This window comes from uncultured Campylobacter sp. (genome assembly GCF_938039245.1).
In the GTDB taxonomy this organism is placed as follows: Bacteria; Campylobacterota; Campylobacteria; order Campylobacterales; family Campylobacteraceae; genus Campylobacter_A.
Genome location: NZ_CALHVN010000040.1, coordinates 128,462 through 143,197 on the forward strand (window position 1 = coordinate 128,462; position 14,736 = coordinate 143,197).

The 14,736-nt window shown below is 46.2% G+C and carries 12 protein-coding genes and 1 pseudogene; 8 read left to right on the forward strand and 5 right to left on the reverse strand.

The window, feature by feature from the left end; all coding sequences use genetic code 11:
- Positions 1-100: 100 nt before the first annotated feature.
- Both Q0218_RS07180 and Q0218_RS07185 read right to left on the reverse strand, forming a co-directional pair.
- Positions 101-727 (reverse strand): DedA family protein, encoded by a 627-nt coding sequence (locus Q0218_RS07180; protein ID WP_297968058.1) that lies wholly within the window; start codon positions 725-727, stop codon positions 101-103.
- Between the two features lie 2 nt (positions 728-729).
- Entirely contained in the window at positions 730-1,377 is a 648-nt protein-coding gene (locus Q0218_RS07185; RefSeq protein ID WP_297968061.1) for a LysE family translocator, read from the reverse strand.
- A 221-nt stretch (positions 1,378-1,598) separates the two neighbouring features.
- Here Q0218_RS07185 and Q0218_RS07190 point away from each other — a divergent pair, with 221 nt between their 5' ends.
- The 4 genes from Q0218_RS07190 to Q0218_RS07205 all read left to right on the forward strand — a co-directional run bounded on the left by Q0218_RS07190 (position 1,599) and on the right by Q0218_RS07205 (position 4,471).
- Positions 1,599-2,609, forward strand: coding sequence for a bifunctional 3,4-dihydroxy-2-butanone 4-phosphate synthase/GTP cyclohydrolase II (locus Q0218_RS07190; RefSeq protein WP_297968064.1), 1,011 nt, complete (start codon positions 1,599-1,601; stop codon positions 2,607-2,609).
- The gene (locus Q0218_RS07195; protein WP_297968065.1) at positions 2,584-3,003 is read left to right on the forward strand and encodes a PAS domain-containing protein; all 420 of its coding nucleotides are present in this window, start codon (positions 2,584-2,586) and stop codon (positions 3,001-3,003) included. The genes Q0218_RS07190 and Q0218_RS07195 overlap by 26 nt, the downstream gene beginning before the upstream one ends.
- Positions 2,997-3,677: an ATP-binding protein gene (locus Q0218_RS07200; protein WP_297968068.1), complete on the forward strand. Its 681-nt coding sequence runs from the start codon at positions 2,997-2,999 to the stop codon at positions 3,675-3,677. The genes Q0218_RS07195 and Q0218_RS07200 overlap by 7 nt, the downstream gene beginning before the upstream one ends.
- A gap of 65 nt (positions 3,678-3,742) precedes the next feature.
- Positions 3,743-4,471 carry a response regulator transcription factor gene (locus Q0218_RS07205; RefSeq protein WP_297968071.1) on the forward strand — a complete coding sequence of 243 codons (729 nt, stop codon included), beginning with the start codon at positions 3,743-3,745 and terminating at the stop codon, positions 4,469-4,471.
- Positions 4,472-4,801: 330 nt separating this feature from the next.
- Here the strand turns inward: Q0218_RS07205 and Q0218_RS07210 are convergent, their stop codons facing one another.
- The gene (locus Q0218_RS07210) at positions 4,802-5,452 is read right to left on the reverse strand and encodes a metallophosphoesterase family protein (RefSeq protein WP_297968074.1); all 651 of its coding nucleotides are present in this window, start codon (positions 5,450-5,452) and stop codon (positions 4,802-4,804) included.
- Entirely contained in the window at positions 5,449-6,135 is a 687-nt protein-coding gene (locus Q0218_RS07215; RefSeq protein ID WP_297968077.1) for a metallophosphoesterase, read from the reverse strand. Before Q0218_RS07215 ends, Q0218_RS07210 begins: the two co-directional genes overlap by 4 nt.
- A gap of 163 nt (positions 6,136-6,298) precedes the next feature.
- Between Q0218_RS07215 and Q0218_RS07220 the strand changes: the two genes are divergently transcribed.
- From Q0218_RS07220 to Q0218_RS07235, 4 genes and pseudogenes are all read left to right on the forward strand, one after another.
- Positions 6,299-7,225, forward strand: coding sequence for a Dyp-type peroxidase (locus Q0218_RS07220; protein ID WP_297968080.1), 927 nt, complete (start codon positions 6,299-6,301; stop codon positions 7,223-7,225).
- A gap of 270 nt (positions 7,226-7,495) precedes the next feature.
- The gene (locus Q0218_RS07225) at positions 7,496-8,074 is read left to right on the forward strand and encodes a cytochrome C (protein WP_295142721.1); all 579 of its coding nucleotides are present in this window, start codon (positions 7,496-7,498) and stop codon (positions 8,072-8,074) included.
- An 858-nt stretch (positions 8,075-8,932) separates the two neighbouring features.
- Positions 8,933-11,491 (forward strand): annotated as a pseudogene (locus Q0218_RS07230) (molybdopterin-dependent oxidoreductase).
- 321 nt (positions 11,492-11,812) lie between these two features.
- A complete protein-coding gene (locus Q0218_RS07235) occupies positions 11,813-13,771 on the forward strand; it encodes a methyl-accepting chemotaxis protein (RefSeq protein ID WP_297968084.1) in 1,959 nt (652 codons plus the stop codon).
- A gap of 248 nt (positions 13,772-14,019) precedes the next feature.
- Here the strand turns inward: Q0218_RS07235 and Q0218_RS07240 are convergent, their stop codons facing one another.
- A complete protein-coding gene (locus Q0218_RS07240; protein ID WP_297968087.1) occupies positions 14,020-14,622 on the reverse strand; it encodes a prepilin-type N-terminal cleavage/methylation domain-containing protein in 603 nt (200 codons plus the stop codon).
- Positions 14,623-14,736: the final 114 nt, after the last annotated feature.

The following is a 14,736-nucleotide window of genomic DNA, read 5'->3' on the forward strand; positions in this document are numbered from 1 at the left end:
TTCGGCGCGACGAAGGTTTGCAGTTAAATTTGATAAAGCAGACCTCGCAACGTAAAGCCGAAATTAAAATTCGGCTTTACCGGCTGGTTTGCTCGGCGGTTTATTCTAGCTCTTTTGCGCCGTTTTTTGATTTTTTACTTAGGCGTTTTACGTAAAAGATATAAAGCGCGGTGAGCAGGCCGACTGCGACGAGCAGGGCAATCACGATGTGGCTAAAGGTATCTTTGTCGTAGTTTTTGCCTAGATACCATCCCACCGCAAGCAGTACGGCGACCCAGATGCCCGCGCCCAAAGCCGTATAGAGGCAAAATTTAAAGATATTCATACGCGCAAGACCCGCCGGTAGGCTGATGTACTGGCGGATGCCGGGTATTAAACGGCAGTTAAAGGTCGAAATCTCGCCGTGTTTATTAAAAAATGCCTCGAATTTGCGCATTTTCTCCTCAGTCATACCGACGTATTTGCCGTATTTTAGCGCGAGCTCCCGCCCGAAAAAGTAACACAGATAGTAGTTAAACGCCGCTCCTGCGAGGCTACCTGCCGTTCCGGCGGCCCAAGCGGCAAATAGATTCATCTTTCCTTCGTGCGCGAGATAGCCCGCCGGTATCATCGCCACTTCGCTTGGAAACGGAAAAAACGAACTCTCTAAAAACATCATCAAAAAGATGCCCGTATAGCCCCACTGACTCACGTAAGAGACGATAGTATCTATGATAGAATGAAGCAAATTTAGCCTTTATTTAGGATTTGAGAAACGAAATCATACGCTATAGCAAGCGCAAAAAGCGCAAAAATCGTCGCGCAAACGCTATCAAGCGTCTTTTGGCGACTCAAAAACGCTTCGCGCGCCTTTTTTACAGCGAAAAGCCGACCCAAAAGCACGAAAACGAATGCGCTTTGGACGGATATCGCGCCGATCAATAAAAAAATATCTTTTATCGGCGCGGATTCGTCGATAAATTTAGAAAAAATGCTAGCAAAATACAAAATAGCCTTAGAATTTGAGATATTTGTAAGCATCCCGAGGATAAAAAAATGCTTTGCGCTTACATTTTTTTCTTTTTGCGTTTGCTCTTTGTTTGCTTTTTCGCTACGAGCGGAGCGAAATAGTAAAAAGCTCAAAAAAAGCAGATAAAAGACGCTAAACAGCGCTAAGGCGTATCTGATAAGCGGCACGGTCTCAAAAAGAGCCTTTAGCCCAAACGCCGTCAAAAAAACCCACAAAACTATGCCGGCGCAGACTCCCAAACAAGCATAAAAGCTATATCTAAAGCCGTGCACTAGCGATACGCGAAGTATCAAAAACACGTCTGGCCCCGGCACGATAATAGCGATAAAATGCGTCAGCATGATCGCGACTAGAGAAACTAAGCTCAATAAATTTCCTTTAAAAAGCGAGATTTTAGCCAAAAGACGCAAAAAATAGCCTAAAATCGCCTTGAGTAAATCCGCGAAATTAACCGCTTTGCGTAAGCTAAATTTGTTTAACTTAGCGCCGCGCGGATCGTTTGGAGCGGATTTAAATTTAGCCTCGCTTTTACCGCTTCTTTAAAACTAAGAATGTATAATTGTCCTAAAATTTTAAACAAGGAATAACAATGGATAGAGTAGAGCAGGCCATAAACGACGTCAAAAACGGCAAAATGGTGGTCATGGTCGATGATGAAGACCGCGAAAACGAGGGCGATTTGGTATTTGCGGCGACCTTTAGCGACACGCAAAAGGTAAATTTCGCCATAACTCACGCAAAAGGCGTACTGTGCCTAGCGCTAAACGAGGAGATCGCAAAGAGGCTTGAGTTAAATTTGATGGTGGATAAAAACACATCCTGCCACGAGACGGCGTTTACCGTCACCATAGACGCCAAAAACACGACCACGGGCGTGAGCGCCTACGAGCGCGATATCACGATCCGCCTGGCTGCCGATCCGATGTCAAAGCCGCAGGATTTCGTGCGCCCGGGACATATTTTCCCGCTCATCGCTAAAAAAGGCGGCGTGTTAAGCCGCACGGGGCACACCGAAGGCTCGGTCGATCTGTGTAAGCTTGCCGGTCTAACGCAAGCAGCCGTCATCTGCGAGATCGTAAAAGAGGACGGAAATATGGCTCGCAGACCCGATTTAGAGGAGTTTTGCGAGAAATTCGGGCTAAATATGGTCTCGGTATCCGAGCTCGTGCAGTACCGTCTAAAACACGAAAGCCTAATCGAGATAAAAGAAAAAAGCGCGGCTAAGATAGCGGGCTTTGATGCCCTAAAATGCGATATCCTAGATCACAAAGGCGAGCGCCACTATGCCTTTGTTTTCGGCGAGATAAAGGACAAAACCGCGGTCAAATTTCATCAAATTTCAAGCGACGTGGAGCTGCTTGGCTCCGATAAATTCGCCGAGCTGCTGGAGTCGCTTGAGTATCTATCCAAAAACGGCGGCGTCGCGGTGTTTTTACAAGGTGAGGAAAAGTGCGGCGGGCAGATCAAGGACTACGGCATCGGCGCGCAAATTTTACACAAACTAGGCGTCAGCCGGATCGAGCTTTTGAGCGCAAATAAAAACAAAGATTTCGTCGCGTTAAAGGGCTTTGGGCTTGACATCGCGGGCTATAAAGAATAACGCAAGCGGGCCTAGCGAGGTCGCGCGGGCCTTTGCCAAGACGCTAAATTTGGGGCTTTTGTACGCGGACAAAAAAGGCGTCATAAAATTTATAAATAAAAAATTCGAGCGGATTTTCGCTCTAGCGCCCAAGGTTTTTTGCGGAGCGAAATTTGACGAGATGATCGCTGCGGCGCAGGGGCTCGGCGAACTAAAAAGCTTTGAAAATCTCAAAAATAGCCCGCTAAACTCGAGCGATTTTATAGTAAAAAAGGGCGAAAAATGCTTCAGGCTAAACGTTTCAAACGTGCTTGAGGGCGGGGTTAAATTTGACGGATTTATCCTCGCGGTTACCGACATCACGCACGAAGCGGAGCTAGAAAAAAAGAGCTTGAGCATAGGCGCTCGGTGCTAGCCCACGCCAAAACCGCGCTGGTGGGCGAGATGATAAACTCCATCTCGCATCAGCAGCGCCAGCCTCTAAGCGCGCTGGGACTGTACCTGGATAATATAGAGGAGTGTGCGCGCGAGGGCGAATTCGAGCGCATACCGGCTCAAATCGCAGCCTGCAAAAAGAGCCTAAGGCTCATGGACGAAACGATAAAGGCGTTTAGAAATTTTTACGCCAGCGGCGAGGGGGCGGCGAAATTTGATCTCGTTAATATCATAAACGAGCTTATTTTGATAGTAAGACCCGAGCTAAACTCTCACGGCATCGAGCTAAAATTTGCTAGCAGTAGCGGCAAATACGAGCTAAAAAGCGTCGCTAGCTACGTGAGGCAGATCCTGCTCTCTTTGCTCTCAAACGCCAAGGACGCGCTAATAGAAAGCGGATGCGAGATGCCTCAAATTTTGATCGAGCTAAAGAGGGCGGGCGAGCTATTTTGCGTGAGCGTGAGCGATAACGGCGGCGGAGTTAAGGTGGATAGCGATAAAATTTTTGAGCCGTTTTTTACGACGAAAAATACTGGCACCGGCACGGGACTAAGCGTAGCTAGGGAGCTCGCCGTAAAAAAGCTAGGCGGCGCTCTGGAGCTCGAAAGCGCGGCGAATCCGACTAAATTTACGCTATTTTTAGGCGAAATTTAGACGAGGCGATAAATTTGAAAATTAGTTTGCAAACTTAAGAAAGACAAGCAAGAAACGAGGCTAGCGTGTATAGCAAAATAAAAAATATCTTAAACGGCGTAAATTTACTCATCGTCGAGGACGACGAGAGCCTGCGCGAAAGCATCAAAATATCGGTCGAAAACTACGTGAGCGAGGTTTACGCCTGCGCAAACGCAAAAGAGGCGCTGGAAGTTTTTGAAGCAAAGGACGTAAATTTGGTGCTTTCTGATATCAACATGCCGCATATGAACGGGCTTGAGATGGCGGCTCGTATAAGGGGGCTGGATAAAGACGTGCCTATTATATTTCTTACTGCATACGGTAACGACGAAAACATGCTTAGCGCGATAGAGCTAGGAAGCTTTGGCGTGCTAAAAAAGCCGTTTGAAAAGCGCGATCTAATCATGCAAATGAGCTTTGCGGCGAATAAATTTAAAAACGATTTTGCCCAGATCGATTTAAAAAACGGCTTTAAATTTAACGCCTTTAGCAGGCAGCTAACAAAGGACGACGTGCCCGTGGCGCTAACTAAAAAAGAGCAAAATTTACTCCATCTTTTTCTAAAAAATCAGGGACGCGTCGTGAGCTTTGAGATGATCGAGTCGTGCGTCTGGCAGGACAGCAGTTGCACGGCCGACGCGATACGAAGCTTCGTCTATAAACTACGTAAAAAACTCTACCCCGAACTCATCCAAAATGCGCAGGGCAGCGGATATGCGCTAATTTTGGACGGGCAAGGCGGGCGAACGGTGAGTAAAATCTGCTACGTTTGAAACTCAAACGCAAAATTTAATTTTAAAGATTAAGCTTTTTGCGTTTTACGGCTTCAAAATAAAATTCGGCGCATTTTAAGATCGCTAGCAAGACGGCGGCAAAATTTGAGTGCGCAAGGTTAAACGAGCGGCTCAAATTTAAAGCGATATGAGGCGCCAAAACCCGCCTTTTATCGGCCGGTTTTGCGATTATCGCGCCCTGCGCGCCTAGTTTGCGACTATTTTTTATCGCATTCGCGCCAATTTGCCTTGCGGTAAAAATTTTAAATCCGTCCGTCAAAACGGCGATTTTGGCTTACCGCTTAAATTTACGCGAAATTTGATCTAGCATTACTTGTTGATTAGCCGTAAAAAGCCTTTGATCTTTTGCGCTCTTACGCCCTCGTCCTCGTTTTCGCCGAATTGATTGCCTCCGTGCGAGTAGGGCGGCAAATCCTTTACGAAGTCCAAAATTTCGCCGAATTCTAAAATTTTGCCGTGCAGGTCGTAGCCGACGTTTAGCGCCTTGCCCTTTATCTTCGCTACGTTTGCGTGGATATGCCCGTAGAGATGGATAGCGCCGTGATGGCCGCCGTTCCACTCGCAGACGGGATAGTGAAAAAGCGCTAGCCTAAAACTATCGCCGCCATGTTTTAGCGCTAGCTCCTTGTAGTCGCAAATCTCTTCAAGCAGCGCGTTGTTGTCGTTTTTACGCATCGCTAAAAGCTCGTCCGCACGCTTGCGGATTTCTTGGTCGTGATTGCCTAAAATCAATACGTGCTTGCCGTTTAGGCGTTTTAAAATTTTAAGCGTCTGCTCAAAGTCCTTGTGAAAGCTGACGTCGCCTAGATTATAAACCTCGTCGCATGGATTTATGCGCGAATTCCAAAGGCGGATTAGCGTATTATCCATCTCGTTTATGTCTTGAAATTTCCTAAAATTTGGATGAAATTTCATGATATTTGCGTGTCCGAAATGCAAATCCGACGTAAAATAAGTCATTTTTGCCTCCTTAAACCTACCTCGAATTTTTCGCCGCTTTTTATTTCCATTATAACCAGCCGTCCGAAAAACACCGCGCCGCAGTCCATCGCAAACACGCCGTTTCCTTTATCGTGGATTTCGTTGTCGCGATTTGGAGTGTGTCCGAAGTATATCTTTTTGCCTGTGTCGTTATCTAGCCAAAACGGCGCCCTTCGCCACATCACGAAGTCCTCGTCTTGGCGTTCTAGCGAAATTTTAGGATTATACGCGGCGTGAACGAATATGCTTTGCTCGGAGCTTATTATGTGAGGCATCTGCTCTATAAACTCTTTAACCGCCGGCGGAATGTCCGTAAATCCGCGATCCTTTGCGCTTTTTATCGTCTCCTCGCCGCCGTTATTTATCCACGTGTAATAACTCTGCGCGTCATCCTCAAAAATAGCTTTATAAAGCATATCTTCGTGGTTGCCTCTAACGTGTAAAATTTGCCGTCCTTGCGCGATGAGCTCGGCGTAGCGCAGATATAGCCCGATGCTATCCTCGCCTCTGTCGCAGCTATCGCCTAGGATTACTATTAGGTCGTTTTTACTCAAATTTATCTTTTCAAGCATCGCGTCAAATAGTCCAAGGCAGCCGTGAAGGTCGCCGAATACGAAAATCCGCTCGAAATCGCTTTCGTTTATGCGTTTAATTTTTAACATTTTTACTCTTTTGAATTAAATTTGCGGAAATTTTGGGTTAATGTGAGAATAAAGGCGAGTTGATTTTACTCTGTTTAGATAATAATGCGCTTAAAAATACCGCGTCCGTCCGCCGCTGCCCTCAAATTTAGGTATAATCGGGCCAAAATTTTAAGGAGAAAAAATGCAAATAAATTCGCAAGAAGTAACGCAGGCGCCCGGAAATAACACCGTTTTTCAAACTTGGCTACTAAGCGACGACGAAAACGCCTGTAAAAAGGGCTTTGAGAGGCTTTGCGCTTTGGTTGTAAATTTAAACAAAACGGCTAAAGTAAGGTTTGGCGCGGAGGCGAACGTAAACTGCGTAATCGGCATCGGGCGCGACGCGTGGCTAAAGCTAGGACTCCCGCAACCGCTACCAAAAGAGCTTGTAAATTTTAAAGCGATAAAAGGCGACAAGCACGAAGCCGTGAGCACCGCGGGCGATATCCACGTGCATATTAGGGCGCTTGATGCGGCGGATTGCTTTGATATGGCGCAAAATATAAAGGCCGAGCTTTTTAAATTTGCCAAGCTCGCAGACGAAACTCAGGGTTTTAAATACCACGACGGCAGGGCTATCATCGGCTTTGTAGACGGCACGGAAAATCCAAACGGCGAGGATAGAGACTTTTTTGCCAAAGTAGGCGACGAGGACGCGAAATTTAAGGGCGGAAGCTACGTGTTCGTACAAAAATATAAACACAAAATGAGAGAGTGGAACGCAACTAGCGTGAGCGAGCAAGAAAAGGTCATCGGCCGCACGAAAGCAGACGACATCGAGATGAGCGAGGATGAAAAGCCTAGTAACTCGCACTCGGCTGCGGCAAACGTGGGCGATGATAAAAAAGTCGTTCGCGGAAATATGCCTTTTGTCGAGGGAAGCGTGACGGGGACGTACTTTATCGCGTATGCTAGCACGTTTTCGACGGTTGAAGCGATGCTAAATAAGATGTTTATCGGCGAGCCGCGCGGCAACTCGGATAGATTGCTTGATTTTAGCACGCCGATCACCGGAGCGCTATTTTTCGCACCTACTTTTGATATGCTTTCAAGCTATAGCGCGCAGTAGGATTTTTCGGCTCGCGAACCATCCTAAATTTCGGGCGTTTTGCGGGCTGACGCTTTCAAATTTTGCTTTCAATAACCTTGCCCAATTCGCTTTTAAAATTTAAAACTAAGATTAGTATTTTTTCGTAAGCTTTTACCGCTAAATTTGCAAATTTTGCTTGCAAATTTACGGCATGAACCGCGCAAATATAAAATTATATTTTCATAAAATCATACTTTCATCATACTTTTCTTATATAATCCTTTTACATCTTAAATTTAAGGGAGCAAAATGAAAAAAATCCTATTATCAAGCTTGCTAGCCTGTTCGCTCTTTGCAGCGGGCGAGGTGTATAGCCCATCGGTAAAAGATGTTTACGCCGATGCGACGTCGCAAAAAAGCATAGGCAGGCTCTTGCCGACGAACGGGGTTAAAATTTTAGCCACGCAGGGCGACCGCGTGAAAATCTCCGTCAAAGGCTACCAAAATCCCGCCGTTAGCAACGTTGTTTATTTTAGTGACTCCGAGCGCGTCATCGCCGTGGCGTTTGCCAAAACCGCGACGCCTGATATAAAGGTCGTAAAAAAGGGCGCTAACGGCAAATGGGACGAGGTTGAGACCGTGGTCTATGCGCAAAAAGACGGCTTTACAAGCGATCTAGGTGGGCTTTTTGCTAAGGGCGGCGAACTTTACAAAGAAAGCTGCGGAGCGTGCCATTCGCTGCATCAAACCACGCACTACAAGGCAAATCAGTGGCCTAACCTGCTAAAATCGATGATCGCGCGAACGGCGATCGGCAAAGACGACGAGTGGCTGGTGATACAGTACTTGCAAAAGCACTCTGCTGACGTAAACGTGGCGAAAAAGTAAAAAGCGGCGCGTAAATTTGACGAGGATTTACGCCTGGCGCACCCGCAAATGGACGAGATTTGTGGGAGCTAAACCCATAAAAGTCGCGGCGAAGCGGCTGTTTTTAAAACGCCGAATTTGAAGGTTCGGCGGATAGTAAATTTAGCGCGTAAGACGAGATGTGCACTAAATTTGAGCATAAAAGCTTAAATTTGAGTCCGTGCAAAAGACCGGCTTTGCCAGTTTGTGAAGTAAATTTTAACAGGGTACCCTACGCAGTAGGGACTTCAGGTGGGTGCAGGGAGCGCTTGCGCTTCCGCTCGGGGGTTGGACTTTGTTCGACCGAGAAGTAAAAACAAAATTTACACCGCTTCTAAAAAAGCGGTGAGATTTGAAAAAGATACGAAATCGCTGACACGCGATTTTGTGCTTCAGGTGGATGCAGGGAGTATTTATACTCCCGCTCGGGGGTTGGACTTTGTTCGACCGAGAAGTTTGATTTAGGGTACCCTACGCAGTAGGGACTTTAGGTGGGTGAGCGACCGTCTTTAGAGGATGCCGACTGCTCGGCATTCGTACGGGAGCGAGTGAGCGGAGTATATCGCGCAGGCGATACGAGCGATGGGTAAAAACGAATCGCAGGTCGGACTTTGTTTGACCGAGAAGTAAAAACGGAAAAAATGTGCCGAATTTACGCCGCTTTCGTAAGAAGCGGTGTGCTTTAGGTGGGTGAGCGACCGTCTTTAGAGGATGCCGACTGCTCGGCATCCGTGCGGGAGCGAGTGAGCGGAGCATATCGCGTAGGCGATGCGAGCGATGGGTAAAAACGAATCGCAGGTCGGATTTTATTCGACCGAGAAGTAAAAATAGGAGAGAAAAATGAACCTACAAAGACGAAATGTATTAAAGGGCGGAGCAGCGCTTGCGGCGGCTCCTTTGTTTTCTAGCGTAACGGCGTCAAATTTACTCGGTGCCGAGTTAAATACTGCAAACGTGCGTAACGGCGAGGTGCTAACGGCCGCTCACTGGGGTATGCTAAAAGTTAGCGTCAAAGACGGCAAGATCGTAAAATCAGAGCCGTTTCAAAAAACGAGCGAAGTGCATAATCCGTTGCAGCACTACACCGCTGATATGGTCTATAAATCACGCATAAAATACCCGATGGTACGCAAAAGCTATCTAGAAAATCCAGACTCGCCAAAACCTGAGCTAAGAGGTAAAGACGGATGGGTACGCGTACGCTACGAAGACGCGATAAAACTAGTAGCTAGAGAGCTAAAAAAGACGAGAAAACAAAAGGGGCTAGAGGGCGTGTTTGCGGGTAGCTACGGCTGGAAATCAAGCGGCAACGTGCACAACTCGCGAATTTTACTTCATAGATTTATGAACCTTAGCGGCGGATTCGTGGGGTCTTTGGGCGACTACTCGACGGGTGCTAGCCAGGTCATCATGCCTCACGTCGTAGGCAGCATCGAGGTCTACGAGCAGCAAACCAGCTGGCCTGTAGTACTAGAAAACTCAAAAGTAGTCGTCATCTGGGGCGCAAATCCTATGGCAACCCTTCGTATAGCGTGGACTAGCACCGACGAACAGGGCTTTAAGTACTTTGAAGAACTAAAAAAACGCAGCGACATAAAAGTCATAATAATCGACCCTATAAGAAGCGAAACGGCGCAGTACTTTGATAAGGCCGAGTGGATCGCTCCGGTGCCAAACACCGACACCGCGATGATGCTAGGCATGATGCACTACCTATACGAGAGCAGCAAATACGATAAAAACTTCATCGAGACCTATACGAGCGGATTTGATAAATTCCTGCCGTATCTGCTCGGTAAAACCGACGGCACGCCTAAAAATTTAGAGTGGGCGAGCAAAATTTGCGGCCTAAAAGTAAGCCTCATAAAAGAGCTAGCAGATACCTTCGCCGCTAACCGCACGATGATAATGAGCGGTTGGGGTATGCAACGCGCGCATCACGGCGAGCAGCCGCACTGGGCGATGGTGACATTAGCGGCGATGCTAGGACAGATCGGGCTTCCCGGTGGGGGATTTGGCCTTAGCTACCACTACTCAAACGGCGGCGCTCCGACTTGCAAAGGCGCGGTTATCGGCGGCGTAAATAGCGCAAGCGTGGGTAAATTTAACGACGAGGGCGAGTTTATCGGCACCGATAGCGGAGAATTTGACGCAAACGGCCGATTCGTCGCTAAAGCCGCGGCGGTTGCTGGTACTGGTCAAAGCTGGCTGCAAAAGGCGACAAACTATGCATTCCCGGTCGCTCGTATCGCGGACGCTCTGCTAAATCCGGGCAAAGTGATCGATCACGACGGTAAGAAAATCACGTATCCTGATATCGACTTTATCTACTGGGTCGGCGGCAATCCTTTAGCCCACCATCAAGAGACGAACCGCCTGCTAGAAGCGTGGCGCAAACCTCGCACGGTAGTCGTAAACGAAGCCTACTGGACGCCGACAGCTAAGATGGCTGATATTGTATTTCCAACTACTACCGCATACGAGCGCAACGACGTCACGATGACGGGCGACTACTCGAATATGAACATCGTGCCGATGAAGCAAGTCGTGGAAAAATACGGCGAAGCGCGCGATGATTATCAAATTTTCACCGATCTTTGCAAAGCGTACGCTAAAAATTTAGTCGTAGCCTACACCGACAACGGCAAGGACGAATTTGACTGGATCAAAGAGTACTACGGCGCTGCGTACGAGCAGATCAAGGCTATACCTGATTTTGAAACCGATATGAAGCCGTTTGAGGAGTTTTGGAACGAAAATAAGCCGGTAACTTTTGCCTCGACGCCTGAGAGCGATACGTGGGTGAGATTTGGCGAATTTAGAGAGGATCCGGTGCTAAATCCGCTAGGAACGCCAAGCGGCCTAATCGAAATTTACTCCGAAACCATCGAGAAAATGGGCTACGACGACTGCAAGGCGCATCCGATGTGGTTTGAGCCGATCTAGTGGCTAGGTATGAAAGATAAACCTGCCGAGCTGCACATGCTAAGCCCGCATCCGACCGATCGCCTCCACTCGCAGCTAAACCAAACCTCTCTGCGCGAAAACTACGCGATCGCAAACCGCGAGCCGATCTGGATACACCCTAAAGACGCCGCGAAAAAAGGTATCAAAACGGGCGATTTGGTTAGGGTATTTAACGCGCGCGGCGAAGTGCTAGCCGGCGCATACGTGACGCAAGATATCAAAGAGGGCGTCGTTAAGCTCGCTGAGGGCGTATGGTACGACGGATTTGACGCGGGTCTTTGCAAAAACGGCTCGCCAAACGTCCTAACCATCGATATCCCGACTAGCAAGCTAGCAAACGGTAACATCAGCCACACTGCGCTTGTAAATATCGAGAAATTTACGGGCAAGGCGCCTGAGCTAACGGCGTTTAGCGATCCGAGATTCGCTTAAATTTGAGGCTGCAAACTAAAATCTGCGGCTTAAATTTGATAAAGCCTCGCCGGGTTAAATTTGACTCGGCGAGACGGTTTGATCTATGCCGTTTTTGCGAGATTATTCTAAGCCGTGCTTTTAAATTTAACCTCGTGCGGTAAATTTGCTTGAATTTGCCGCCATTTTGTCTCTTGTAATAAATCCTTAAATTTACCTTTTTGCGCCTTTTTAAATTTGGACTAAAATTTGCTTTATGGTCGATAATTTACGCTAAATTTTAATTTTATTTAATAGCTAAAGTTGTAAAATGAAACTTCACAATAAATTTAAGGAGAATAAATGCGCTCAATCACGAACAAGATCGCGTTGATGCTAATCATTGCGCTCTTCGTCTCATTCGCCGCTATTTCGGCAGTCAGCTACTACACGGCTGAAAATAAAGTCGTAGAACTGGTCGGTCAAACCCAAGATCAAATCCTAGACGACGTTAAAATAACGACGAATTCGTTTTTTAACGACCATCTTGAGATACTGGGTAAAATCAGCGCAAGACTCGAAAAATCAGTCGGTGACGATGATGAGATAATGGCTAAGGTTGCGCTAGAAAAGGAGTTTGCGAGTTCGTATATCAAATACGTGTATTTCGCTAAAGAAAACGGCGACTTTTTCCAATCAGACGGCAAAAGAACGACCGTAGCGGATAACTACGACCCAAGGACTAGAGGTTGGTATCAAACCGCCGTAAAGGAAAACAAGGCGGTATTTTTAGAGCCTAGAACGACGTCTACGGGCGATTTGGTTATAACATTCGTAACGCCGATAAACAAAAACGGTAAATTTATGGGCGTAGCAGGCATAGACGTAGACGTAAAGGATCTTGGCGAAAAGATAATCGCGATGGGTAAAACCGACTACGGTTACGTACTTTTGATGAAAGGCGACGGATTGATTTTGCTACATCCCGACCTTTCTAGCATAGGTAAGGTTAGCACAGCTAGTAAAACCGTAGCCGAAGGCTATGCGGCCAAAAAGTTCGATAATAATGGCTTGATCGCTTACGTAAATACAAGCGGCCAAAACGTAACGGCTAAAGTAATCCCTATAAATGATCAAGGCTGGCTAGCAGTAGCGGCTATCGGCGCGGATACCTTTTCATCAAACACTTTGCCGCTTTTGCGAACTCAGCTCATTTTAGCGACTATATTTATCATAGCTCTTAGCGCATTTGTTTATATATTGCTCAAAAAATCATTAAGTCCGATAAAAACCATCCAAGAAAAGCTAGAAGATACGTTTAAATTTATCGCCCACGAAGCTCCGGCTCCGCAAAAGCTAGCCGTAACAGCTAGGGACGAATTTGGCGTCATGAGCTATGCGATAAACGAAAATATCGATAAGGTCATCGCCGGTATCAAAAAAGATAGCGCCCTAATCGAGGAGATGAACGGCATCGCAAATCTCATGATAAAAGGCCACATGGGAGCTAGCATAAAATCAGACCCGAATAATCCGGCTCTAGTGCAGCTAAAAGACTTGCTAAACCGCTTTTTTAGCTCCATCTCGTCAAATTTAAAAGGTATAGCCGCGGTACTAAGCTCGTATAATAAAAACGACTATACGCCTCGCATAGAGCTAAAAGACGATATAGAAAGCGATCTGCGCGATATGATGGTGGGCTTGCAAAGCGCGGGAGATGCCGTAAGTAATATGCTAAGAGAAAATCTAAAAGAAGCTCAAATGCTAGAAGAAAAAGCTAAAATCCTAGCCGACTCCATGAGAGAGCTAACGCAAGGCGCGAGCAAACAAGCAAGCGCGATAAACGAAAGCGCCGCTGCGATCGAGCAGATGAGTAGCTCGATGAACGCGATCAGCCAAAAGGCGCAGGACGTAACCCGCCAAAGCGAAGAGATCAAAAACATCATCGTCATCATCCGCGATATAGCCGATCAGACGAATTTACTCGCTTTAAACGCCGCTATCGAGGCAGCAAGAGCGGGCGAACACGGACGCGGCTTTGCCGTCGTGGCAGATGAGGTTAGAAAGCTAGCCGAACGCACGCAAAAATCGCTCGGAGAGATTGAAGCTAACGCAAACGTACTAGCCCAAAGCATCAACGAGATGAGCGAGAGTATCAGGGAGCAAAGCGAGGGCATAAATATGATAAATCAAAGCGTGAGCCAGATAGACGATATAACCAAACAAAACATCGGTATCGTAAGCACCACGAACGAAATCACCTCTCAAATCGACGATATGGCTAAAACGATAGTCGCAGACGTAAGGAAAAATAAATTTTAATCAAGCCGAATTTGGCTCTGGCGGGCTTTGTCGTAAATTTAGCCCGCCTTTGATCTCTCTTTATAAGCGTATTTTGTAGAAAATAAAATTTTATCCCGCAAAGATATCCGTATAATAAAAAGAGTCCAAAATAACTTATCTCAACGGTTTTTAATACTAAGTTTCTTGTGCAGTTTTTTATATACAATAGTTCAAACCAAGGAGTATTTGGTCTTATTGAGCCAAGATTTTTATAATCTACTATTAAATCAGATATCTTCGTAGCTTACGGCCATTGCGCCGGTAACCGGAGCAACGGTTATAGTAGCTTTTTTATGCCTTGTTTGGACTGTGATTACGCAGGGGGATTGATAAAACGCACTGCTTCTTGCACTATTACCGTAGCCCCTTATTATATTGTTAGCTTCTAGTATGCGACCGTATTCGTCAAAGCCTATATGATGTGGCGTTGGATCCCCCGGATTAATGACAGGGCAGTCGATATCAGCAAACGTTATGCCGTATTTTTTATCTAAAACCCCTTCTATCTCTCTTCCTATGTCACTTTTACTTATTACGTAGCTATTACTGCTTACTTTAATCCTCCAGCGTTTAGTATTCCAGTTTGGATCAGTTGGATCGAATGTATTATCTTGCATCGCTAAAAGCTGAGTTCTTCTAACGGCAGCCATGATGTCGTCTACGGCGGAGTCTAACTGATCCCGGTCTAGTCTAGGCAAAGCAGCTAAAGCTAAAATACCTACTACGACGATAACAACGACAAGTTCTAGCATCGTAAACGCTTTTTTAAATTTAGAGGATTTTTTGTTTATATAACGCTCTGTCTTTAGGCAATCATTAATTTTACTCATATCTATTCTTTTTAAATAGTTTTTGGTCTGATTTTACAACTTTGATTATAAAATCGAGCTAAATTTAATTTTAAATTTAATATTTTTGCCGTACATTTTTTAAATTTTAGTAAA